This window comes from Microbacterium sp. NPDC055599 (genome assembly GCF_053618975.1).
The window spans coordinates 180899-202813 of record NZ_JBSHIM010000001.1 but is presented as its reverse complement, the minus strand read 5'-3'; the positions used below and the strand labels follow the sequence as shown (position 1 = coordinate 202813).

The 21915-nt window shown below is 70.8% G+C and carries 23 protein-coding genes; 16 read left to right on the top strand and 7 right to left on the bottom strand.

Translation table 11 applies throughout. The features are described 5' to 3' along the window. Positions 1-22: 22 nt before the first annotated feature. From ACWGQ1_RS00990 to ACWGQ1_RS00980, 3 genes are all read left to right on the top strand, one after another. Entirely contained in the window at positions 23-538 is a 516-nt protein-coding gene (locus tag ACWGQ1_RS00990) for a DUF4188 domain-containing protein (protein ID WP_378803199.1), read from the top strand. A 217-nt stretch (positions 539-755) separates the two neighbouring features. Next, positions 756-2207 (top strand): APC family permease, encoded by a 1452-nt coding sequence (locus tag ACWGQ1_RS00985; RefSeq protein ID WP_136037223.1) that lies wholly within the window; start codon positions 756-758, stop codon positions 2205-2207. Then, complete coding sequence (locus ACWGQ1_RS00980; RefSeq protein ID WP_136034472.1) at positions 2204-2401, top strand: hypothetical protein; 198 nt, start codon at positions 2204-2206, stop codon at positions 2399-2401. The genes ACWGQ1_RS00985 and ACWGQ1_RS00980 overlap by 4 nt, the downstream gene beginning before the upstream one ends. Positions 2402-2439: 38 nt before the next feature. Here the strand turns inward: ACWGQ1_RS00980 and ACWGQ1_RS00975 are convergent, their stop codons facing one another. Beyond that, entirely contained in the window at positions 2440-2835 is a 396-nt protein-coding gene (locus tag ACWGQ1_RS00975) for a hypothetical protein (RefSeq protein ID WP_136037216.1), read from the bottom strand. Positions 2836-3003: 168 nt separating this feature from the next. Continuing rightward, a complete protein-coding gene (locus tag ACWGQ1_RS00970; protein ID WP_240745435.1) occupies positions 3004-3576 on the bottom strand; it encodes a TetR/AcrR family transcriptional regulator in 573 nt (190 codons plus the stop codon). A gap of 75 nt (positions 3577-3651) precedes the next feature. Here ACWGQ1_RS00970 and ACWGQ1_RS00965 point away from each other — a divergent pair, with 75 nt between their 5' ends. Both ACWGQ1_RS00965 and ACWGQ1_RS00960 read left to right on the top strand, forming a co-directional pair. Next, complete coding sequence (locus ACWGQ1_RS00965) at positions 3652-4653, top strand: SDR family NAD(P)-dependent oxidoreductase (RefSeq protein ID WP_136037217.1); 1002 nt, start codon at positions 3652-3654, stop codon at positions 4651-4653. Between the two features lie 133 nt (positions 4654-4786). After that, on the top strand, positions 4787-5476 hold the full coding sequence (locus ACWGQ1_RS00960) for a nucleotidyltransferase domain-containing protein (RefSeq protein ID WP_168443172.1): 690 nt from the start codon (positions 4787-4789) through the stop codon (positions 5474-5476). 3 nt (positions 5477-5479) lie between these two features. On the opposite strand, the gene ACWGQ1_RS00955 is transcribed toward ACWGQ1_RS00960, so the two are convergent. Beyond that, complete coding sequence (locus ACWGQ1_RS00955) at positions 5480-6349, bottom strand: NmrA family NAD(P)-binding protein (protein WP_136037219.1); 870 nt, start codon at positions 6347-6349, stop codon at positions 5480-5482. 83 nt (positions 6350-6432) lie between these two features. Here ACWGQ1_RS00955 and ACWGQ1_RS00950 point away from each other — a divergent pair, with 83 nt between their 5' ends. Then, complete coding sequence (locus ACWGQ1_RS00950) at positions 6433-7164, top strand: helix-turn-helix transcriptional regulator (RefSeq protein ID WP_136034482.1); 732 nt, start codon at positions 6433-6435, stop codon at positions 7162-7164. Positions 7165-7331: 167 nt separating this feature from the next. Beyond that, the gene (locus ACWGQ1_RS00945) at positions 7332-7706 is read left to right on the top strand and encodes a VOC family protein (RefSeq protein WP_136037220.1); all 375 of its coding nucleotides are present in this window, start codon (positions 7332-7334) and stop codon (positions 7704-7706) included. 93 nt (positions 7707-7799) lie between these two features. Here the strand turns inward: ACWGQ1_RS00945 and ACWGQ1_RS00940 are convergent, their stop codons facing one another. Next, a complete protein-coding gene (locus ACWGQ1_RS00940; RefSeq protein ID WP_240745436.1) occupies positions 7800-8534 on the bottom strand; it encodes a 3-keto-5-aminohexanoate cleavage protein in 735 nt (244 codons plus the stop codon). Next, a complete protein-coding gene (locus ACWGQ1_RS00935; RefSeq protein WP_136034486.1) occupies positions 8531-8758 on the bottom strand; it encodes a hypothetical protein in 228 nt (75 codons plus the stop codon). Before ACWGQ1_RS00935 ends, ACWGQ1_RS00940 begins: the two co-directional genes overlap by 4 nt. A gap of 206 nt (positions 8759-8964) precedes the next feature. On the opposite strand from ACWGQ1_RS00935, the gene ACWGQ1_RS00930 reads away from it, so the two are divergent. From ACWGQ1_RS00930 to ACWGQ1_RS00890, 9 genes are all read left to right on the top strand, one after another. Beyond that, positions 8965-9987, top strand: coding sequence for a LacI family DNA-binding transcriptional regulator (locus tag ACWGQ1_RS00930; protein WP_136037221.1), 1023 nt, complete (start codon positions 8965-8967; stop codon positions 9985-9987). A 74-nt stretch (positions 9988-10061) separates the two neighbouring features. Further along, on the top strand, positions 10062-11027 hold the full coding sequence (locus ACWGQ1_RS00925) for an ROK family protein (protein ID WP_378822327.1): 966 nt from the start codon (positions 10062-10064) through the stop codon (positions 11025-11027). Continuing rightward, positions 11024-12862 (top strand): class I mannose-6-phosphate isomerase, encoded by a 1839-nt coding sequence (locus ACWGQ1_RS00920; RefSeq protein WP_136035855.1) that lies wholly within the window; start codon positions 11024-11026, stop codon positions 12860-12862. The genes ACWGQ1_RS00925 and ACWGQ1_RS00920 overlap by 4 nt, the downstream gene beginning before the upstream one ends. Positions 12863-13017: 155 nt before the next feature. Beyond that, positions 13018-14292 carry an ABC transporter substrate-binding protein gene (locus ACWGQ1_RS00915; protein ID WP_136031438.1) on the top strand — a complete coding sequence of 425 codons (1275 nt, stop codon included), beginning with the start codon at positions 13018-13020 and terminating at the stop codon, positions 14290-14292. Between the two features lie 8 nt (positions 14293-14300). Beyond that, positions 14301-15176, top strand: coding sequence for a carbohydrate ABC transporter permease (locus ACWGQ1_RS00910; protein WP_136031436.1), 876 nt, complete (start codon positions 14301-14303; stop codon positions 15174-15176). Beyond that, on the top strand, positions 15176-15988 hold the full coding sequence (locus ACWGQ1_RS00905; RefSeq protein WP_136031434.1) for a carbohydrate ABC transporter permease: 813 nt from the start codon (positions 15176-15178) through the stop codon (positions 15986-15988). The genes ACWGQ1_RS00910 and ACWGQ1_RS00905 overlap by 1 nt, the downstream gene beginning before the upstream one ends. Positions 15989-16012: 24 nt before the next feature. Next, on the top strand, positions 16013-18133 hold the full coding sequence (locus tag ACWGQ1_RS00900; RefSeq protein WP_452312178.1) for a hypothetical protein: 2121 nt from the start codon (positions 16013-16015) through the stop codon (positions 18131-18133). A 106-nt stretch (positions 18134-18239) separates the two neighbouring features. Beyond that, positions 18240-19409 (top strand): DUF4185 domain-containing protein, encoded by a 1170-nt coding sequence (locus tag ACWGQ1_RS00895; RefSeq protein ID WP_168443076.1) that lies wholly within the window; start codon positions 18240-18242, stop codon positions 19407-19409. Further along, a complete protein-coding gene (locus ACWGQ1_RS00890) occupies positions 19406-20152 on the top strand; it encodes an SGNH/GDSL hydrolase family protein (protein WP_136035859.1) in 747 nt (248 codons plus the stop codon). Before ACWGQ1_RS00895 ends, ACWGQ1_RS00890 begins: the two co-directional genes overlap by 4 nt. Before the next feature lie 50 nt (positions 20153-20202). Here ACWGQ1_RS00890 and ACWGQ1_RS00885 read toward each other — a convergent pair whose 3' ends face one another. Together ACWGQ1_RS00885 and ACWGQ1_RS00880 are read right to left on the bottom strand one after the other, a co-directional pair. After that, positions 20203-21381 carry an MFS transporter gene (locus tag ACWGQ1_RS00885; protein ID WP_452312177.1) on the bottom strand — a complete coding sequence of 393 codons (1179 nt, stop codon included), beginning with the start codon at positions 21379-21381 and terminating at the stop codon, positions 20203-20205. A 77-nt stretch (positions 21382-21458) separates the two neighbouring features. Beyond that, a complete protein-coding gene (locus ACWGQ1_RS00880; RefSeq protein WP_452312176.1) occupies positions 21459-21908 on the bottom strand; it encodes a VOC family protein in 450 nt (149 codons plus the stop codon). Positions 21909-21915 lie beyond the last annotated feature (7 nt).

The following is a 21915-nucleotide window of genomic DNA, read 5'->3' as shown; positions in this document are numbered from 1 at the left end:
CTATCCATACGAAGGAGACACCATGTCCCAGGTCGTCACGGGCCGCATGACCCACCACCACGACGGCGAGCTCGTCGTGTTCCACATCGGCATGCAGATCAACCGCTGGTGGCGGCCCGACCTGTGGCTGCCCGCGTTCGTCGCGATGCCGCGGATGCTCCGCGAGCTCAGCACGGACCCCGACTCCGGGCTGCTCGGCTACCAGCTGCTCCTCGGCTCGGGCGGCCCCTACGTCGTGCAGTTCTGGTCGTCGGTCGAGAAGCTCTACGCCTACGCCTCGAACCCGAACCAGGAGCACCGCCCCGCCTGGACTGCCTTCAACCGCGCCGCCCGCAAGGCCCCCGGCGCGGTGGGCGTGTGGCACGAGACGTTCCTCGTCGACACCGCCGAGAGCGTCTACGTCTCCACCAAGCGCATGGGACTCGCCGCCGCCACGCAGCACGTCGAAGTGCCCCGCCGCCACGACCGCGCCCAGGCGCGCTTCACCGACGGACGGACGGAGGCGACGAAGCCGCTAGCCTCACCACATGCCCCGTGACCTGGTCTGCTTCCAGGTCGCCGATGGCGACTTCTGACCACATCCTTCCCTGCATATCACCGCGCCGGCACCGTTCGGGGTAGCGTGCCACTGGTCCCCTCGGCAGACAGGCGCTCCACCCGGCGCCGCCCCCGGCCGCGGACGACCCCGCGCGTGCACCCGCGTGCGGCACAGGACCTCGCGCAGCACCCTGCGCGAGCCCGACCGGAAGGCGATGATGCCCGACACCTCGAAGACCCCGTCCCGCTCGGTCTGGCGGCGCAAGCCCGTCAGCGACATGACGGAGGAGGCCGCGCGCAGCGGCCTGCACAAGTCGCTCGGCCTGTGGCAGCTCACGGCGATCGGCGTCGGCGGCATCATCGGCGTCGGGATCTTCTCGCTCGCCGGACTCGTCGCACACGGCGACGCCGCCAACCCGGGTGTGGGACCGGCCGTGCTCATCTCGTTCCTCATCGCCGGGCTCGCCTCCGCGGCCGCCGCCCTGTCGTACGCCGAGTTCGCCGGCATGATCCCCCGCGCCGGCTCCGCCTACAGCTACGGGTACGTCGCGCTCGGCGAAGTCGTCGGCTGGTTCATCGGCTGGGACCTCCTGCTCGAATACGTCGCCATCGTCGCGGTGGTCGCCATCGGCATCGCCGGCTACCTCGACGCGTTCCTCTCCGGGTTCGGCATCCACCTGCCGCTCTCCGTCACCGAGACCGCCGACGTGCCGGGCGGCGCCATCAACGTGCCCGCGATCGTGATCTGCCTGCTCGTGACGTTCCTCCTCAGCCGCGGCACCCAGACGTTCGGACGCTTCGAGCTCGTCGCCGTCGCCATCAAGATCGCGCTGATCCTCGGCATCGTCGGCCTCGGCATCTTCTACATCAACACCGAGAACTACGACCCCTTCATGCCCAGCGGCTTCGGCCCCGTCTTCACCGGCGCCGCCACCGTGTTCTTCGCTGTGTTCGGCTACGACGCCATGAGCACCGCCGCCGAAGAGGCCAAGGACGGCCGCAAGCACATGCCGAAGGCCATCATCCTGTCGCTCATCATCGCGATGCTGCTGTACGTCGCCGCGACCCTCGTGCTCACCGGCATGCAGAACTACACCGAGATCGACCCCAAGGCCGGCTTCGCCTCCGCGTTCACCGGCGTGGGCCTGCCCGTCGTCGCCGCCATCATCTCCGTGTTCGCGGTGCTGTCGATCCTCACCGTCATGCTCACCTTCCTCCTCGGCGCGACCCGCGTCTGGTTCTCGATGAGCCGCGACGGACTCCTCCCCGGCTGGTTCAGCAAGGTCGACCGCCGGGGCGTGCCGCAGCGCGTCACCTGGATCGCCGGCATCGCCTCCGCCTTCTTCGCCGGCGTCTTCCCCATCCGCGCAGTCGCCGACCTGACGAACATCGGCATCCTCGCCGCGTTCGTCGTGGTGTGCGTCGCGGTGATCGTGTTCCGCTACACGAAGCCCGACGCCCCGCGCACCTTCCGCCTGCCCTTCATGCCGGTGGTCCCGATCATCGGCGTCGGCTTCTCCCTGTTCCTCATCTCCCAGCTGCACTGGGAGACCTGGCTGCGCTTCGCCGTCTGGCTCGTGATCGGCCTGATCATCTACTTCCTCTACGGCCGCCGCCACTCCCTCATGAACCCCGACAGCCCCCGGCACCGCGCGGAGAAGAAGTCGTGAGCGGGAGCCCGACCCGCGGAACCGCCCGGGAGCGGGGAACGGTCGTCGCGCTGGTGCTGCTCGGCACGGCGCTTCCGACGGTCGCGACCCTCCCGCTGTTCCACGACGTCGCGTGGGTCCTCTGGCTCGCTGCTCTGATACTTCTCGGAGTCGCGTTGGCTGTGGTGGGAAAGGTGCTCCGCAGACGCGGCTAGCCAGAAGCGATCACTCGTTCGTCTCCGAACCGCGGCCGCTATTCCGTCCCGGACGCGGATCCCATCCTGATCGCCGAGTTCACGTACAACCCCGCCACGAGAACCAGCACGACACCTCCCACGAAGACGAGTGGCGGATTCGGGAACTGCCCCGCAGCGATCGACGCGCACGCTCCCTGCGCGAAGAAGAACAGAGCAAGCGCGATGCTCATGCGGCGGGCGTACGTCATCCTCCACCACGGTCTCCTGGCGTCCGACTCTGCCGGCCCGCGAAATGTTCGCGCCGACACGATCGCCGCGGAAACGAGCGCCACGACGGCCCAGATGACGCCGAGCTCGAAGCTGACGACGCTCAGAGGGACAAGGACAAGCGGAATTCCGATCACGACAACGAGGACATATCCGACCTGCCCCGAGGGCTCCTTGATGCGCATTGCTGTCTCCCTTCCCCCGACCGCGGTGAAGGGCGTGCTCGCGAAATCTGACGCGACGCATCCCCGCACAGCCCCCGCGATCGATTCGTCATGAACGCTGGCACAGGGGTCGATGCGGAGTCCAGAAAAGTGCACACCCTCCGGCCGTTGTATATCGGTGGTGGTGGCTCAGCCCTGGGCAATCCCGCGGAGGAGCAGGAGCACCGTCTCCTCCACGCGCTCGGCGCTCAGGGGCCGACCGATCAGTGCGGCGTACGAGGCCATCGCGATGAACTGATCCGCGATCGCGGCGGCGTCCACGTCCTCCCGCACAACACCGGCCGCACGACCGCGCGCGATGCGGTCGCCGACCCACTGGCGGATCGGCGCCGCGAGCTTCTCGTTCAACACCAGCCCGAGCTCGGGGTCGGCCGCGGTCACCTCGATCAGCGCCCGCGCGAGCGCCACCCCCTGCGGCCGGGCGAGCCCCGCGGACACCGCCGTGAACCAGGCCCGCAGATCCGCGTCGAGGTCGTCGGTCATCGGTACCGTCACGTCCGCGCCTGGCAGGGTGCCCTCGAGCAGCGCCTCGCCGAGGATCGCGGCCTTCGTCTTCCACCACCGGTAGATGGTCTGCTTCGACACCCCGGCCGCCTCCGCAAGACCCTCGATCGTCACGGCCTCGTAGCCGTCCTCGGCGAGCGCGCGACGCATCGCGTCCAGCACGGACTGGCGGGCTTTCTCGCTGCGAGGTCGGGGCACCCATCGAGCGTACAGAGGCGTACACTGGAACATAAGTAGACGCACCGTTGCGAAACCCGAGCAAGGAGAAAGAGCATGGCCCTCACCGCACACTCCACCATCGGCGACTGGATGAACGACCCGACCGGCGGCCCGCTCATCCGGGGACTCTTCGAGCAGACGGGCGCCGACCCCGGGCTTCTCACCCCCGTGCTCGGCCTGCCCCTGCAGCAGCTCGTCGCCATGAGCCAGGGCCAGCTCCCGCAGTCGGTCGTCGACGACCTGGTGCGCGCCGCCAACAACGGCGAGATCCCCGAAGACGACGCCTCCGAGGGCTGGACCGAGAAGGTCACCGCCGGCCGCTTCGCCGGCAAGACCGTGATCGTCACGGGCGCCGCCTCCGGCATCGGCAAGGCCACCGCCTCCCGCATCGCCCGCGAGGGCGGCCGCGTGATCGCGAGCGACATCGCCGCCGAGAAGCTCGGCGCCCTCACGGCCGAGCTCCCGGAGGCCGACATCGTCACGGTCGCGGGCGACCTCACGAAGCAGGAGGCCATCGACGCCGTCCTCGCCGCCGCGGGCGACCGCATCGACGGCCTCGCCAACGTCGCCGGCATCAACGACGACTTCTCCCCCGCGGGCGAGACCCCCGACGCCGTCTGGGACCGCGTCATCGCGATCAACCTCACCGCCCCGTTCAAGCTCATGCGCGCGGTCATCCCCGTGATGGAGAAGGCCGGACACGGCGCGATCCTCAACGTCTCGAGCGAGGCCGGCCTCCGCGGCAACGCCTCGGGCAACGCCTACACGGCCAGCAAGCACGGCATCATCGGCGTCACCAAGTCGGCCGCCTTCATGTACGGACCGAAGGGCATCCGCGTGAACTCCGTCGCCCCCGGCGGTGTCGCCACCGGCATCCCGATGCCCCCGCACATGTCGGAGTACGGTTCCGGGCGCCTCGCCCCGTTCCAGCAGGCCATCCCCACCGTCGCGACCGCCGAGCACCTGGCCGCGTCGATCACGTTCCTGCTGTCGGACGACGCCGTGAACATCAACGGCGCCATCCTCGCCTCGGACGGCGGCTGGTCCGTCCAGTAACGCGACTGCGTGAGACCGACGCCCCCGCCGACCCGAACGGCGGGGGCGTTACTCGTGTGCGGGCGCGGGTCTGATGCGGCAGGTGAGAGCGGCCTGCGCCCGGGGCGAGGTGCACTGTCGTTACGATGCCCGGATGACGTACCTCGACCTGTGTGAGCGCTTCATCGAGCGGGAGTTCCCGGCGGCGGAGATCGCGGTGATCGGCGGCAGCACGGCCCGCGGCGACCGGACGGCCTCCAGCGACATCGACCTCCTCGTGATCGGCGACGCGCTGTTTCCGAACGGCGGGACGAGCCTGGCCGCGACCTACCGCTTCGAGGGAGAGATCTTCGAGGTGTTCGCGTACACGCACGACGGCTACCGGGAATGGGCGCGCGGCGGGATCGATCAGCACCGGCCCGTCATCGTCCACATGCTCGTCGAAGGCGAAGAGGTGCGCGGCGGCCAGGCCCTCACCGCCCTCCGCGAGGAGTGGGGCGCGCGACTCGCAGACGGCCCGACCATGGACGAGCATGAGCTCGCGCTGCGGCGCTACATGATCACCGACCTGCTCGACGATCTGCGCGACGCCACCGACGACCTGGAGCGGAACGTCATCGCCTGGACGCTGTTCTCCCGGGTCGCGGAGCTCGTGCTGCTCACCGAACGGCACTGGATCGGAACGGGCAAGTACCTCCCGCGGCGGCTCCGCGACCTGGACCCCGCCCGCGCGGAGCGCCTCGCCGCACCCCTGCTCCACGGCGACCTCACCGCGTTCGCGGCACGCGCGGACGAGGAGCTCGCCCGTGCCGGGGGTCGCGTGCAGGACGGCTTCATGCGCTGACGGCTACACCACCCCCACAAGCTCGTCCCGCACCCAGGACCGCAGGGTCGTGGGGGTCGTGGTCACGAGCGAGCGCGGTTGCTCCGGGGTGAAGTCGTCGCGCAGCCCGGTGGACATGCCCAACACGGCCTCCGCCATAGCCTCCGGCATGCCCGCAGCCTGCAGGCCCTGACGCAGGTCGTCGTCGGCGATGCGCTCCACCGTGACCTCGCGGCCGAGCTCGTGCGTGAGGATGCCGGCGACCTGCGCCCAGCTCAGATCCTCCGGCCCGTGCACCGCCTGCACCCGCCGCCCGCTCCACTCGCGGTTGAGCAGGGTGAGCGCGGCGACCTCGGCGATGTCGCGCGGCGCCACCCACGGCATCGTCGAATCGAGCGGCAGCACCGTCGACAGCCGCCCGGCCCGCAGCGACTCCGCGTCGAGCAGCAGGTTGCTGAAGAAGTAGCCGCAGCGCAGATGGGTCACAGCGATGCCCAGAGCGTCGAGCGCCACCTCGGTCGCGGCGAGCCCGTCGATCTCGCCCGCGCCGTGACGCTTCTCGGCACCGACGCTGCTCTGGAACACCACCCGCCCGATGCCGTTCCGCGCGACCGCGCCCACCAGGGCGTCCGTCGCCCGCGCGTAGTCGGCGAGCGGATCCTCCGACATCACCGACGGATCCACCCAGTACAGGGCGTCCACGCCCCGGGTCGCGGCGCTCACCTCCTCGGCGTTCTGCGAGTCGGCGCGGGCGATCTCGACGTGCGGCCGCAGCTCCGCCGCGATGCGATCGGGGGTGCGCGTGAGGAGGAGCGGACGGACGCCGGCGCGCACCAGCATCCGCGTCAGGTGCCGGCCGACATGGCCGTTCGGGGTCGTGACAGCGATGCGCATGAGGGATCCTCTCGTTCGATGTCCGCCCACGTTAGAACCAGATACGGCCTGATCCTGGCCGTATCTCGCGGGATCATGGAGGCGTGGACACTCCGTCGAACCGCACGCTCCGTCTCCTGTCCCTCCTGCAGACCGGCGGCGAGTGGAGCGTGCCCGAGCTCGCCGCACGCCTGGAGGTGAGTGCCCGGACCGTCCGCCGCGATGCGCAACGCCTCCGCGACCTCGGCTACGACGTGCACTCCCGACCCGGACCCGGCGCCGCCTACCGCCTGCGCCCCGGCACCCGCATCCCTCCGCTGCTGCTCGACGCGGACGAGGTCACCACGATCATCACGGCTCTGCTCGTGCTCGAGACCGGAGACCCCGCCGACCCCGCGCCCGCGGTCGCCCGCGCCAAACTCGAACAGACCCTGCCGCCCGCGCTGCGCCGCCGAGCCGCCGCCACCGCCCTGTCGACGCAGATCCTCCAGCCGGAGACGGCCGCCGTGGACTGGGCACTCGTCGGCACCCTCGCCGACGCGGTCGCCCAGGGCTCGCGCCTCACCTTCGACTACACCGACCAGCACGGCACCGCCTCCGCGCGGACCATCGAGCCGCACCGCCACGTGCGGCGGACGTCGCGGTGGTACGTCGTGGCATTCGACCTCGATCGCGACGACTGGCGGCTGTTCCGCCTCGACCGGATGCGGCACGCGCGGATCCTTCCGGGCACGCACACCCCGCGTGACTTCCCCTTCGCGTCGGTGGAGGCGTGGCTCACGAGCGACTTCGGGCGGACGGACGCGGCGGCGCCGGGATCCGCAGGAGTGATGTGAGTTGTGGTGAGCCGCGGTGCGCGGGCTGCGGGTGCGGGGTGCGGGCTACGGGGTGAGACGGAGGAGACTCGCGCGCAGACGCGCACGCCGCCCGGGTCCGCGGAGCGCACCCGCATCGGTCCGCAAGGCCCTGTCCCCCCTCCCGAGCCGCCCGTACACTCCCGGGCATGCTGAAGATCGTGTCGATCGTGATACGCGTGAACGACCTCCCGGCCCAGGCCGCGTTCTGGAAGGCCGCCCTCGACTATGTGGAGCGCGACCCCGCCGAGGACGACTGGCTCGTGCTGAAACCGCGCGATGCCGAGACGCCGTGCATCGCGCTCGACGCCCACCACTCCGAGCGGGTGCTGCCGCCGCGCATCCATCTCGACATCTACGCCGAAGACCAGGCCGCCGAGGTCCGGCGACTGGCCGGGCTCGGGGCGCGCGAGGTGCGCTGGGACGGCCGGCCCGACGACGCGGACTACATCATCATGGAAGACCCCGAGGGCAACCGCTTCTGCATCGTCGACCGCCCGGAGTGGCGCGGCTGGGAGGCCTGAGCCGGCCCGGATGCGGGCCGTGCGGGGTGGGAAACGCACCGGAAGCCGCCCGGGGAGGAGCGGTTTCGACCCCGCACGCCACCGGGCCCGGGGTCACACCCCGGCGCCGCGGGCGCGAGCCGCCCGGACGAGGGCGGCGTTGCCGGGGGCATCGGTGCCGTCGGGAAGCAGCAGCACGTCCTCCAGGCCGATCCGCGTGTCGAGCCCGAGCTCCACGGCGAGGTCGAGCGCGGGCCAGGCCGACCGCTCCTCCCCGTGCAGCAGGATCGGCAGGTCGGGCTCCTCCTTGGCCACGTGCGCGACCAGGCCCTCCGCGTGCGCACGCACCACCTCGGCCGCCTCGTCGGGCAGCTCGACGAGCACCCGCACACAGTCCCCGCGCACCGGCGAGTGCCGCCACACCTCCAGGCCCGCCGCGTCCCAGATCCCCGCCTCCACGCCGATCCCGCGACGCCGCAGCAGGGCGGCCACCTCATCGGCCCCCGCCTCGTGCCAGTTCACCGAGGCGTAGTCGGGCAGCTCGGTCCACGACTCGATCGCGGCGAGCCGTCGCGACACGTCGGGCTCCGCCCATGCACCGGTCGTCACGCCCACGGGCACACCGGGGCATGCCGCGCGGACGGCCCCGAGCCACCGCTGCACGTCCCGCGAGTCGAGCGAATCCCGGCCCGACGCATCCTTCGGGTGCACGTGCACCTCCGCCGCACCGGCCTCGAGCGCCGCCGCGGCGTCTTGCGCGACCACCGTCTCGTCGGCGCTCAGCCACGGATGCGACGCCACCTCGCGCGCGCCGTTCGCGCACACCTGCAGCAGCATCGGTGCGGTCACCACATCAGGTCGCGCGGGTGCGCCTCGTTCGGAGCGACATCCTCGGACGGCCCTTCCTCGGTGCGCACGAAGTGCTGCACCTGACGCGCGACCGCCGCCCCGCGACCGACCTTCACCGCCTCGTCCATCGACTCGAAGCTGCTCCCGAGCGTGTGCGACTCGCCCTGGATGCGGTTGAACCAGATCCCATTGCGCGAGAAGGTCTCGATGTCACCTGCGGCCATGCCCCTGCCTTTCGTCGTCCCTCCTTTCTACGTGGGGCAACCGACAGCGAAGAGGGCCTTGACACCGTGTTTCCGCCCACGGCGCCGGCCGCATCTGCGCACAACTCCTCCGATCCACGGCGGACCTCGCGCACCCTGACCGCCGCCGCGCGGCTTCGCTGATAACGTTCCCTTCAGATCGCGGACACCACGGCTCGGAGGCAGGAATGAGCGAGAGGGCGCACCGGCCGACCGTGAAGGAGGTCGCCCAGCGCGCGGGCGTCAGCCCCATGACGGTGTCACGCACGCTGTCCGGCGGCGTGAACGTGAAGCCCGAGGTGCAGCAGCGGGTGCTCGCCGCGGTCGCCGAGCTCGGGTATCACCGCAACGAGAACGCCCGCAGCATCCGCCCTGGTCACAGCAGCGGACTCATCGGCGTCGCGATCACCAACATCGCCAACCCGTACTACAGCACCTTCGCACTCGGCGTGGAGGAGGAGGCCGCCCTCACCGGCCGCCGCATCCTGCTCGGCAACACCTCGGAGGACGCCGCCCGCGAGGCCGAGCTCGTCGGCGACTTCCTCGGGCGTCGCGTCGACGGACTCATCGTGGTGCCCGCGAGCACCACCTCCACGCACCTCGCGCACTCGCAGAACCAGGGCGTGCCGGTGGTGCTGGCCTCGCGCCGCATCGACGGGCTCGCGGCCGACAGCGTGGTGCTCGCCGACGAAGACGGCGCGTTCCGCGGCACGACGGCCCTGATCGACGGCGGTCACACCCGCATCGGTTATCTCGGCAACGCCCTGTCGATCTTCACCGGCGAGCGCCGCCATGCCGGGTTCGTGCGGGCGATGGAGACGCGCGGCCTCCGGGTCGACCCGCACCTGGTCGCCACGAACCAGCAGACCGTCGAGCAGGCGCGCGATGCCACCCGCGCGCTGCTGCGGGCCAAGAACCCGCCGACGGCGATCTTCTGCGCCAACAACCGCAACGCGATCGGCGCGCTCAAGGAGATCAGCACGCAGCTCGCCACGGGGCTTCGTGCTCCGGCCGACTTCCCCGAGCTGCTGAGCTTCGACGACTTCGAGCTCGCCGAGCTGTCGCCCGTGCCCATCAGCGTGATCGACCACGACCCGCGAGAGCTCGGTCGCACGGCCGCCCGCCTGCTGCTCGACCGTCTCGACGGCGGCGATCGCGAGGCGCCCGCCCGCGAGGTCGAGCTGCCGGTGTCGCTCCGCGGCGTGCGCTGAACCACCCCTGCCGCGGATGGTTGACACCCTCCGCCCTCATTGATAACGTTACCAATCATCGACGAGGAGGCCGGATGGAGCTGTGCATCGATTTCGGGGGAACCGAGATCAAGCTGGCCGTCATCGACGGCGACCGCGTCCTCGCGTCGAACCGGCTCCCCGTGCGCGGCACCGCCGCCGACCTCGCCGACGCGGCCCTCGACGCCCGCCGTCTCCTGAGCGAACTCGGTGCCGAGGCCGACGCCGTGGGCATCGCCGTCCCCGGCGTGGTCGACCCCGCGACCGGGCGCATGCGGCACGCGAACGCCAAGTACGACTTCCTCCGCGACTTCGACCTCGGCACCTGGGCCCGCGCGGAGTTCGGGCTGCCCGCCGTGGTGGAGAACGACGCCCGCGCGGCGCTGATCGGCGAGACCTCCGCGGGCAGCGCCCTCGGCGAGCGCGACGCCGTGCTGGTCACACTGGGCACGGGCATCGGCACGGCCGCGCTCCTCGACGGGGTCGCGCTCCGCGGCCGCACGGGTCACGCGGGCATCCTCGGCGGACACCTCACGGTCGACCTCGACGGCCCCACCTGCCCGTGCGGCAACATCGGCTGCGGTGAAGCGCTCGCCAGCACCCGCGCCCTGCCGGCGGGCGTGAGCATGACCGAGGTCTTCACGACCGACGCGCACCCCGAGCTCCGCGACCGCTTCCTGCACGTGTGGGGCGCGGTCGTCACGAGCCTCGTGCATTCCTACGACCCGGCCGTGGTGATCCTCTCCGGGGGCATCCTCCGCGCGGGCGCCGCGATCAGCACGCCCGTCGACGAGTACCTGCGCGCACACCTGTGGCCGTCGCTCACGCCCCCGCGCCTCGTCGTCCCACCCGAGCCGGAGCTCTCGGTCGCCCGCGGCCTCAGCGTCCTCGCCCGCGCCGCCGCGGCGTCCGCCACCGCCGCCCCACCCGCACCCTCGAACCCCTCGTCGCGCCCGGCCCCATCGGGGACCCCGGAGCCGACGACCGCACCCCGCACCGCACCACCGCAGGAGGACCAGTGACCGCGCCGATCAGCGACATGCACGAAGGGCACACCACCCGGGGTCGCTACGACACCCAGCCGACCGTGGCGCTGCCGCCGGGCGAGCGCATCCTGCGCGGCGCCGAGGCGTGGGCCGCCGCCGCCGAGCTCGCCGAGGCCCGCGCCCGCGTGACCGGCACGGCGCCCGTGCTGCTGGTGGACACCTACCCCGGCGTCGACGTGCCCGCGCTCGCCGCCCAGGTGGAGGCCGCCCTTCCCGCCTGGACCCTCACCGACGTGGAGACCGCGGCGCGTCCGGTCGCCGAGGTCGAGCGGCTGATCGCCCCGAACCTCACCGACGACCGGGTCTTCGGCGTCATGAGCCACTTCACCCTGGACGACTTCTACGACGCCGAGCGCCTCGACGCCCTCGCGGCCGCGATCACCGGAACCCCGACGGTCGTGGTCGGCTGGGGCGCGGCGCTGCTCGAGGACCGTCTGGCCGGAGCCTCCGCGACCGTGCTGGTCGACATGGCCCGCTGGGAGATCCAGCTGCGGCAGCGCCAGGGGGCCACGAACTGGCGCGCCGACAACCCCGGCGAGGACAACCTGCGCAAGTACAAGCGCGGTTTCTTCGTGGAGTGGCGGGTGGCCGACCGCCACAAGCGCACGCTGTTCGACACGCTCGACTTCGTGCTCGACGGCAACGCGATCGCCCCGGCCGAACCGCACCCCGACTCCCCCGACGCGGGCATGATCACGGGCACCGCCTTCCGGCAGGCCCTGAAGGATGCGGCGCACCGCCCGTTCCGCGTCGTGCCGTTCTTCGACCCCGGCGTGTGGGGCGGGCAGTGGATGAAGAACCTCATCGGGCTCGACCCCTCGAAGGACAACTACGCGTGGTGCTTCGACTGCGTGCCCGAGGAGAACTCGCTGCTGCTGGAGGGCGACGGCGGCGTGATCGAGCTGCCCGCGCTCGACCTGGTGTTCAGCCGCCCGGTCGATCTGCTCGGCGCCAAGACGTTCGCGCGCTTCGGGGCCGAGTTCCCCATCCGCTTCGACTTCCTCGACACGATGGACGGCGGCAACCTCAGCCTGCAGGTGCATCCGCTGACGGACTACATCCAGAACACGTTCGGCATGCACTACACGCAGGACGAGAGCTACTACATGCTCGACGTCGGCGACGACGCGGTCGTGTACCTGGGCACCAAGGAGGGCATCGACCCCGCCGAGATGCTGCAGGATCTGGCGACCGCGCAGGACGGCGAGCACCCGTTCCCCGCCGAGAAGTACGTCAACTCGTTCCCCGCCCGCAAGCACGACCACTTCCTGATCCCCGCGGGCACCGTGCACGCATCGGGATCGAATTCGATGGTGCTGGAGATCTCGGCGACGCCGTTCATCTTCACGTTCAAGCTGTGGGACTGGGGCCGCGTGGGCCTCGACGGCATCCCCCGCCCCGTGCACCTCGACCACGGCGCCCGCAACATCCAGTGGGACCGCGACACCACCTGGGTGATGGAGAACCTGGTCGACCGCGTCGAGACCGTGCACACCGATGACGAGGTCACCGAGGAGCGCACGGGACTGCACGAGCTGGAGTTCATCGAGGTGCGCCGGCACTGGTTCGCGCAGGGCGCCGATCACGACACCGAGGGCACGGTCAACGTGCTCAACCTGGTGGAGGGCGACGAGGTGCGGGTGGTCAGCCCGACCGCATCGTTCGAGCCCTTCGTGATCCACTACGCCGAGACCTTCATCGTGCCGGCCGCGGTGGGCGCGTACCGGATCGAGCGCACCGAGAACTCGCGGAGCCCGCGCTTCGCGACCGTCAAGGCCTCCGTGCGCGGCACGCGCACGGGTGACAACTGAACACCGACACCCGACACGAACATCGACACCCGACACACAGCACGAGACATCACCGCGAGGATCCCACCCGGGAATCCCTTGCACCGCCGTCATCACCTCGGTATCGTGAGACCAGATTTCTGGTAACGATACCAACACGAACAAGGGAGTTCTGAATGATTTCGCGACGCACGATCGCCGCCGCCGCGGCCGGTCTCCTCCTCGGCACCCTGGCTCTCGCCGGCTGCTCCGGCGACTCCGGAGGCGGAGGCGCCGAGGGCGGAGAGGTCACCGGCACGCTCAACTTCTACACCGACAAGGCGGCGTGGAAGCCCGACTTCGAGTCGCTCAACGAGGTCAGCGGCGACGCCGTCGACATCACCCTCAAGACCACCGGCTACTCCGACGCCAACCAGTACGACGCCTTCATCAAGCAGTCGTTCCGCACCGACAAGTCGCCCGGCCTGTTCACGTGGCACACCGGCGACTCGCTCAAGCAGCTGGTCGACGAGGGCCTGGTGGCCGAGACCACCGACATCTGGAGCAAGGCCGTCGACGAGGGCTGGGTGAGCGAAGACCTGCGCGACAGCTACACGTTCGACGGCAAGCAGTACTGCGTGCCCATGAACATCGCCTACTGGATCATGTTCTACAACAAGGCCGCCTTCGCCGACAACGGCATCGAGGTGCCCACCACGTGGGACGAGCTGAACACCGCCGCCGAGACCCTGAAGGACGCCGGGGTCACCCCGTACTACCAGACCAGCGTGCTGTTCACCTTCCAGTGGTTCCAGCACCTCGTCGCCTCCACCGACCCCGACCTGTACGCCGGGCTCACCACGGGCGACGTGAAGTACACCGACCCCGAGATCGTCGACGTCATGAACGTGTGGCTCGAGGAGCAGGAGAACGGCTGGTTCAGCGACGCGGGCAGCACCACCGACCCCGCGGTCGGGCTCAAGCAGGGCGACTACGCCATGATCAACTTCGGCACGTTCTTCGCCGGCAACCTCGAAGGCGCCGGCATGACCACCGACGACTACGGCATGTTCGCGATCCCCGCGGTGAACGGCGACCTCGACACCACCCCGGTGGCCGTCGAGTCCGGCCCGATCTGCACGGCCGAGAACTCGAAGCAGCGCGACCTCGGACTCGCCTACGCCGAGTGGTGGATGTCGCCCGAGGCGCAGACCGCGTGGAACGACGCCCACGGCGACGTGGCGTTCAACCCGAAGGCCGAGGTCGCCGACCCCGCCCTGGCCGAGCTCGGCGAGCAGATCGCCGGCGACGACTACTCCCTCTACGACCGGTTCTTCGAGGCCATGCCCACCGAGATCGTGACCACCGCGATCGAGCAGTTCGGCGCCTTCAACGCCAACCCGGGCGACCCGATGCCGTTCCTGGAGAAGATCCAGGCGACGGCTGACAAGTACTGGGCAGAGCAGGAGTAAGCGAGCGGATGGCGCATCAGAAGACGCCGTACCAGTGGTCCGCCCGGGGCTTCGTCGCCCCGGGCGTGATCCTGGTGGCGGTCCTGCTCTACCTCCCGCTGCTGTGGACGGTGTTCCTCAGCTTCACGTCGTACAACGGCCTCGGCAGCCCCGACTGGATCGGGCTCGACAACTACGTCGAGATGTTCACCGACGCCGACTTCGTGGGCTCCGCGATGAACACCGTGCTCTGGGTGATCGGCACCCTGATCATCCCGGTCGGCATCGGCCTGGCGATCGCGCTGCTCACCTGGAACCTCGGCGGGGGCATCTGGCTGCGCCTCCCGTTCCTCATCCCCTACGCCCTCTCCGGCATCGGCGTCGGCGTGGTGTGGTCGTTCATCCTCTCCTCGGGCGGCGCGCTCGACCAGGCCCTCGCGGCGTTCGGGATCACCGACCCGCCCCGGTGGCTGCTCGACGCCCCGCTCAACACCGTCGTGATGATCATCGCCTCGTCGTGGCAGGGCGTCGGCGTGAACGCGCTGCTGTTCACGATCGGGCTCCAGGCCATCCCGAAGGAGCCCCTGGAGGCCGCGCGCATCGACGGCGCCGGCGGCGTCCGGCTCTTCACGAGCATCCTGTGGCCCATGCTGCGCCCGCTCACCGCCGTGGTCGTCGGGCTCTCGATCGTCGCGAGCCTCAAGACCTTCGACATCGTGTGGGGCATGACCAAGGGCGGACCCGGCACCGTCTCCGAGACCCTCGCGCTGACGATGTACAAGGAGACGTTCGTGAACAGCGACTACGGCCTCGGCTCCGCGATCGCGGTGTTCCTGACCGTGATCACCCTCGTCGCGTCGGTGCTGTACCTGCGCCAGCAGCTCTCCCCGAAGAAGGAGATGTGATGTCGAAGATCATCCGCACCGCCGTGCTCGTCGTCCTCGGGATCGTGTGGCTGCTGCCCGCGTACCTGCTGGTCGTGAATGCCATGAAGGACCCGACCACCTTCACGTCGAAGGAGTCGTGGATCCCCACCGACTTCCACCTGTTCGAGAACTTCGGCCAAGCGCTCGAGCTCTCCGGCATCGGCGACAGCATCGTCAGCACCCTCATCTACTCGATCGTGTCGCCCACCATCGCCGTGCTCGTGGGGGCGGCGGCCGGCTTCGCGATCGTGGCCCTGCGCCTCAAGCGCGGCTTCCTGTGGTTCGTCGTGATCTTCGGCGGCACGGTGTTCCCGCTGCAGATGGTGCTGCTGCCCCTGTTCGACGCCTACTCCCGCACCGGGCTCTTCGACACCCGGCTCGGCATGATCATGATCTACACCGTGATCTCGGTGCCGTTCTCGGCGTTCGTGATGCGCAACTTCTTCACCGGCGTCGCGCACAACGTGTTCGAGGCCGCGGTGCTCGACGGCGCCACCACCTGGCGCATCTTCACCCGGATGTACCTGCCGATGGCGTCGAGCGCGCTGGTCGCGATCTTCATCCTGCAGGCCACGTTCGTGTGGAACGACCTGCTGCTCGGCCTCACGCTCAGCCAGTCCGACGACATCCGCCCCATCATCACCACGCTGTCGGGCATGCAGAGCACCTACGGCGGCGCGCAGATGTCGGTCGTGCTCGCCGCGGCCGTGCTGGTGTCGCTGCCCACCGTCATCCTGTTCCTCTGCACCCAGCGGTTCTTCGCCAAGGGCCTCGCGCTCGGCCAGTACTGATCCCCCTCCGCCTCGAAAGGCATCATGAATCCCCTCATCCCCACCGTCGAGGATCTGGTCGCCGATGCGGTCACGCATCACTACGACGACATGATCGCGCCCACGGGCCTGACGAACATGCTCGGCACGGTGCGCGTCGATCACGACCTCACCGCACTCAGCGCCGTGCAGTTCCCGCCCGTGTCGCAGGGGCTCACGCAGACCGCGGTGCTGTTCGTCGACGGCCGGCTGTTCGCGTCGTACGGCGTCGCCGTCACGCACGAGTGGCGGCCCGACCGGGTGGTGCGGCGGGCGACCGTGGGCGAGCTCGAGATCGAGACGACGACCGTGTGCGTGCCGGGGCGGACGGCGGTGGCGATCGACATCGCGGTGCGCAACACCGGAGCGACCGACCGCGAGGTGCGCATCGGGCTCTCGGCCGCGGCACGCGTGACCCGCTCCGCCGACGCCTGGCTCGACGCCGAGTCGCCCTCCGAGCGCGACACCGCCACGGTCGACGGCGAGTGCCTCGTCTTCGCCTCCGCCGATGCCGCGGCGTGGAGCGTGCAGGGCCTCACCGGAGGATCCGCGGCGCTGAGCGGCGTGGCCGAGCTGCCCGACGCGTTCGACACGGGCATCGGCGGCAACGGTCGCGGCGGCGAGCTGTCGGCCGTGCTCACCGTGCCGGCGGGCGCCGTCTCCCGCACGGCCTACGTGCAGGCGCTCGGCCTCTCGCGCGACGACGCCGCCCGCACGTACGCGCTCGTGTCGGCCGACGTGCCCGCGGCCCTGACCGCCGCGCAGGAGTTCTGGAACCGGCAGATGCGGGCCGCGTTCGACTCCGCCGACACCGAGTTCTCGGGCGCCCTGCCGCTGCTCGACACCGCGTCCGAGCCGCTGCGGCGCCTGTACTGGTGGGCGGTGCTCGGGGTGATCTGGTTCCGCCGCGACTTCGCCGGCAACGTGCTCGGGCGGTCGTACGACACGCTGATGCCGAACTACTGGGGCACCACCACGTTCATCTGGGACTACAGCCTCAGCTCCGTCAGCCACGCCCTGCTCGACCCCGACGAGATGCGGGCGCAGGTGCGGCACTGGATCTCCCTCGACATCCACTCGCACTTCGGCACCTCCTCGCTCACGGGCGGCCCCGTCGGCCGCTGGTACTCGGTGAACGACTACGCCATGACCCGGCTCGTGCACGACTACGTGCGGTTCACCGGCGACGTGGCCTTCCTCGACGAGATCGTGGGGGATCAGACGGTCGCCCGGTCGGTGCGGGAGTGGGCGACGAACTGGAAGGAGTTACGTCGCGACACCGCGCTGGCCGACTACGGCGAGATCGACAACCTGCTGGAGTGCGTCAGCTCCTACACGCACGAGGTCGCGAGCCTCAACGCCGCGAACGTGTGGAGCATGCGCACGGCCGCCGACCTCGCCGCACTGCAGGGAGACGAGACCGCCGCGGCCGAGCTGCGCGCCGACGCCGAGGCGCTGCTGCCCGCGGTGATCGAGCGGTACCTCCCCGGGACCGGTATCTTCGCCGCCGGGCAACCCGACGGCACGCTGCTGCCGGTTCGCCACTGCTACGACTTCAGCATCGTCGGCACCACCATCGCCGACGACCTCGCCCCGGGCGTGCGCGACGACATGGTCGCGTTCTTCCAGCGGGAGCTGCAGACCGACAACTGGATGCGGGCGCTCTCGCCCTGGGACCCCGACGCCAGCTACAGCCCGCGCCCCGACCACCAGTGGAACGGCGCCTACCCCGCCTGGCCCGCCGACGCCGGGCGCGCGCTCGCAGCCCTCGGAGCACCCGAGGTGCTGACGGCCTGGGTCGAGGGGCTCTCCCGCACCGCGAACCAGGGCCCGATGGGCCAGGCGCACTTCGTGGACGAGGCGGTGCCCGGCATCAACGGCGGCGCCCGCAAGGCCCCACCCCAGCTGCCGTACATCATCGACTGGGCGTGCTCGTCGTCTGGCGCCTGGATCGAGCTCGTGGTCGAGGCGCTGTTCGGGGTGTCGGTCGCCGCGGACGGCACGGTGCGGGCCGCCGGCTGCGTGGCCGCCCTCGACCCGCACGCCGTGCTGCGCGGCCTGCGCGTCGGCGAGCGCGCGTACGACATCGACGCGGCCGGAGGGATCACCCGCACCCCTGGCCGATGACGCCCTTCCTCTCGCTCCGCTCTCTCGAAAGCCCGCGCAACCGACGAGACGACAGGCCCCCAGACGCACCACCCCCGCACCACCCGAACACGAAGGAGTGATCGATATGAGAAGACGCACGATCGCGGCAGGTCTCGCCGCCGCAGCCCTCGGCGCCGGAGCGCTGTTCGCCGCACCCGCGACGGCCGCGGTGCCCGCCGGCGGAGGACACGGCAGCGGCCCCGGCCAGTGCTCCCTGGTCGACAAGACGCTCACCGCCACCGCGAGCGTGAACCAGGGCCTCACCGACACGTTCACCACCTACGGCAACACGGGAGGCGAATGGACCGGCGGCGACAGCACCTACTCGCTGCCGCTCGGCAGGGGGAAGACCGGATGGTTCTTCTCCGACACGTTCCTCGGCACCGTGAACCCCGACGGCTCGCGGCCCACCGACTCCCCCTTCGTGAACAACTCCGTGGTGGTGCAGGACCGCCGGGGGAACCTGACCACGATCACCGGCGGCACCCCCGACGACCCGGCCGGCATCATCCCGCCCGAGCCCGACGGCAAGTGGTACTGGATCGGCGACCCGACCCCCGGCCGCGACGGGACCGTGCAGGTGCCGCTGCTGCAGTTCGCGCGCACCGGCACCGGCCAGTGGGACTTCGCGTGGACCGCGAACCGGCTGGCCACGCTCGACGGGCAGACGCTGCAGCTCGAGTCGATCGACGACCTCCCCTCCGCGACGGGCATCAACTGGGGCTCGTGGACGCTGGAGGAGCGCGGCACGACGTACGTCTACGGCATCGCCGACCCGGGTGGAGTGCGCTCCGCCTACGTCGCCCGCGTGCAGGACCGCGACGGCCTCACGGGCACCTGGACCTACTGGAACGGCACCGGATGGTCGGCCGCCGAGACCGACGCGGTGCCCGTGGTGCCGTACGTCGCGAACGAGTTTAGCGTCGCGCCCTACCGCGACGGCTACCTGCTCGTGACGCAGGACACCTCGGAGCTGTTCAGCACCCGCATCGTCGCGCGCACCTCGTGCTCGCCGATCGGCCCGTTCACCGACCCGGTCGAGCTGTACCGCACGCCCGAGACCGGAGCGCTGGGCAGCTACGGCGACCCCGACGTGTTCACCTACAACGCGCACGAGCACCCGAACCTGCGCCAGGGCAACCGCATCCTGGTGTCGTACAACGTGAACACATTCGACAACGTGGGCGACGTGTACGACGACGCCTCGATCTACCGCCCGCGGTTCATCGACGTGCAGCTCAAGGTCACCGGATGACCGACGACCGCACGGCGCTCCGGGGGCTCCTGGCCTCCGGGGCGCCGGTCACCTGGGTGTGCACGGGCGACTCGATCACGCACGGCCTCATCCACACCCGCGGCGCCAGGAACTACGTCGAGCACCTGCACGAGCTGATCCGGGGCGACCGCGGGCGCGTGCAGGACACCGTGATCAACACGGCCATCACCGGCTGGCGCGCCGACCTGATCCTCGACGACTTCGAGCGCCGCGTGGCCCACTGGCGGCCCGACGTGGTGACGCTCATGATCGGCACGAACGACTGCACCACGCAGTGGCTCGACCCCGTGATCGAGGTGTCCGCGTTCGCACGGTCGATCGCGGAGTTCGTACGACGCGTGCGCGACCTCGGCGCCGTGCCGGTGCTGCAGACCCCGCCCGCGGTCGACCTGCTCCATGCGCCCGACCGCGCCCGCATCGGTGACTTCGCGCAGGCGATCCGCGACGTCGCAGAAACCGAGGGCGTGATCCTGGTCGACCAGCACGCCGCCTTCACCGCGTTCTCCGCGGGCACCGGTCCGGGCAACGAGGACATGCCGTGGGGGCTGCTCGACGACGCGTTCCACCCGAGCGCCGCCGGGCACGCCCTGCTCGCGCTCGGCCTCGCCGACGCCCTGGGCCTGTCCGACGCGGATGCCGCCGCGGGCACGGGCTCCCCGGTGCTCGCGGACCTCTCCGCCCGCGTGGCCGTGGCCCGCCACCCGCAGTGGCCCCCGGTCTGACGCGCGACGGTCATCCCGGCTCCGCCTCACGCTGTCGCGGGCAGCCTCGATCAGGCGGGCGGGCGGAGGCGTCCCGAGGCCGCGGCGGCCACGATCGCCACGGTCGCGACGGCCATGCCCGCGACGGCGACGGCGGAGGCGCCCCCGGCGTCGAGCGCGAGACCGCCGATGAGCGACCCGGTCGCGATGCCCGCATTCACCGCGGACGCCGGCAGCGACGCCGCCAGGGGAGCACCGCGACCCGACAGTGCCACGACCCGATGCTGGATCGACGGCGCCGTGCCCATGCCGAACAGTCCGATGCCCAGCACCGCGAGGCCGACGATCCACGGGTGACCGCCGCCGATGAGGAGCAGCGCCAGCGACCCGAGCACACCCACGGCTCCGATGACGAGCATGCGGGCGGCGTTCTGGTCGGCGAAGCGCCCGCCCAGCGCGGAGCCGAGCGTCGTCGAGACGCCGTACAGCAGCAGGTAGACGGTGACGAGCGGGCCACTCACCCCGGTGACCTCGGCGAGGAACGGCACGAGGTAGGTGATCGCGGCGAGCATGGCCGCGAAGGTCAGGAAGCTCACGCTCAGCACCGCGAGCACGCGCGGGGCGAACGCCGCCCGTGCCTGTCCGAGCGCTCGGCCGCTCTCCGCGGCCGGAACGGAGGGCAGGACGGCGATCAGGAGCACCAGCACGACCGCCGCCGCGGCGGCGACCGCCGCGAACGAGCCGCGCCATCCGACCGTCTGGCCCAGGAGTGTGCCGAGCGGCAGCCCCAGTGCGCTGGCGGTCGCGAACCCCGAGATCACGACCGCCATCGCCCGCCCCGACCGCTCCGGGGGAACGATCGCCGTCGCGGTGACCATGCCCGCCGCGATGAACAGCCCCTGCACGGCTCCGACGACCACTCGGACGCCCAGGAACAGCGCGTAGTCGGCGAACAGCGCGGGGAGCAGGGTGGCCAGCAGGAACACCGTCGCCGACACGATCAGCACGGCGCGGCGATCGAACCGGGTCGTGAGGAAGGCGAGCAGCGGTCCTCCGACGGCGAGGCCGAGGGCGTTGGCGGTGACGAGAGCGCCGGTCGCCGACAGCGAGACGGCGAGATCCTCGGCGATCAGGTCGATCATTCCCACGACGAGCATCTCGGCGCAGCCCATCACGAAGGCTCCGGCGAACAGCACGGTGAGGACGACGGCGGGACGCACGCGGGTGCGGATCTGCGCGGTGGTGGTCATGGGTCTCCCTGGATCGAAATGCAAGGCCAGAGTTGCACATCGATCCAGGGAGCGCAACTGTGCAGTTGCAGATTGCCTCAGCGGGCGACGTCGAGCACCCAGGTGACGCCGAAGCGGTCGGTCAGCATGCCGAAGCCGGGCGACCACGGCGAGGCGGCCAGCGGCTCGATCACCGTCGCCCCCTCCGCCAGTGCCACCCAGTAGCCCTCGAGCTCGGGGAGGGTGTCCGCCCGCAGCGACTGGAAGAACGCGCGGTCGGTGAGGGTCGCGCCGTTCTCCCGCCGCGTCGAGCCCGCCGTGGTCGCCGGGTCGTCCAGCCCGGGGATGTCGTACGCCATGAGCCGGATCCCGTGGTCGCCGTCGAGCTGGCCGAACACGATCCGGTCCGGACCGGGCGCGTCCGCGGGCATGCCCACCTCGGCGTAGGTCGCGGCGTGCACGGTGCCACCGAACACCGAGCGGTAGAAGTCGAGCGCCTTCCGGGCCGTGCCGCGGAAGTTCAGGTGCGTGGTGGTGGTGAGGGACATGGGCTTC

What these genes read in the sequence shown, in the direction of transcription:
- ACWGQ1_RS00990 (WP_378803199.1), top strand. Translation starts at nt 23, where the DNA reads ATGTCCCAGGTCGTCACGGGCCGCATGACCCACCACCACGACGGCGAG.
- ACWGQ1_RS00985 (WP_136037223.1), top strand. Translation starts at nt 756, where the DNA reads ATGCCCGACACCTCGAAGACCCCGTCCCGCTCGGTCTGGCGGCGCAAG.
- ACWGQ1_RS00975 (WP_136037216.1), bottom strand. Translation starts at nt 2,835, where the DNA reads ATGCGCATCAAGGAGCCCTCGGGGCAGGTCGGATATGTCCTCGTTGTC.
- ACWGQ1_RS00965 (WP_136037217.1), top strand. Translation starts at nt 3,652, where the DNA reads ATGGCCCTCACCGCACACTCCACCATCGGCGACTGGATGAACGACCCG.
- ACWGQ1_RS00960 (WP_168443172.1), top strand. Translation starts at nt 4,787, where the DNA reads ATGACGTACCTCGACCTGTGTGAGCGCTTCATCGAGCGGGAGTTCCCG.
- ACWGQ1_RS00955 (WP_136037219.1), bottom strand. Translation starts at nt 6,349, where the DNA reads ATGCGCATCGCTGTCACGACCCCGAACGGCCATGTCGGCCGGCACCTG.
- ACWGQ1_RS00945 (WP_136037220.1), top strand. Translation starts at nt 7,332, where the DNA reads ATGCTGAAGATCGTGTCGATCGTGATACGCGTGAACGACCTCCCGGCC.
- ACWGQ1_RS00935 (WP_136034486.1), bottom strand. Translation starts at nt 8,758, where the DNA reads ATGGCCGCAGGTGACATCGAGACCTTCTCGCGCAATGGGATCTGGTTC.
- ACWGQ1_RS00930 (WP_136037221.1), top strand. Translation starts at nt 8,965, where the DNA reads ATGAGCGAGAGGGCGCACCGGCCGACCGTGAAGGAGGTCGCCCAGCGC.
- ACWGQ1_RS00925 (WP_378822327.1), top strand. Translation starts at nt 10,062, where the DNA reads ATGGAGCTGTGCATCGATTTCGGGGGAACCGAGATCAAGCTGGCCGTC.
- ACWGQ1_RS00915 (WP_136031438.1), top strand. Translation starts at nt 13,018, where the DNA reads ATGATTTCGCGACGCACGATCGCCGCCGCCGCGGCCGGTCTCCTCCTC.
- ACWGQ1_RS00910 (WP_136031436.1), top strand. Translation starts at nt 14,301, where the DNA reads ATGGCGCATCAGAAGACGCCGTACCAGTGGTCCGCCCGGGGCTTCGTC.
- ACWGQ1_RS00905 (WP_136031434.1), top strand. Translation starts at nt 15,176, where the DNA reads ATGTCGAAGATCATCCGCACCGCCGTGCTCGTCGTCCTCGGGATCGTG.
- ACWGQ1_RS00900 (WP_452312178.1), top strand. Translation starts at nt 16,013, where the DNA reads ATGAATCCCCTCATCCCCACCGTCGAGGATCTGGTCGCCGATGCGGTC.
- ACWGQ1_RS00895 (WP_168443076.1), top strand. Translation starts at nt 18,240, where the DNA reads ATGAGAAGACGCACGATCGCGGCAGGTCTCGCCGCCGCAGCCCTCGGC.
- ACWGQ1_RS00890 (WP_136035859.1), top strand. Translation starts at nt 19,406, where the DNA reads ATGACCGACGACCGCACGGCGCTCCGGGGGCTCCTGGCCTCCGGGGCG.
- ACWGQ1_RS00885 (WP_452312177.1), bottom strand. Translation starts at nt 21,381, where the DNA reads ATGACCACCACCGCGCAGATCCGCACCCGCGTGCGTCCCGCCGTCGTC.
- ACWGQ1_RS00880 (WP_452312176.1), bottom strand. Translation starts at nt 21,908, where the DNA reads ATGTCCCTCACCACCACCACGCACCTGAACTTCCGCGGCACGGCCCGG.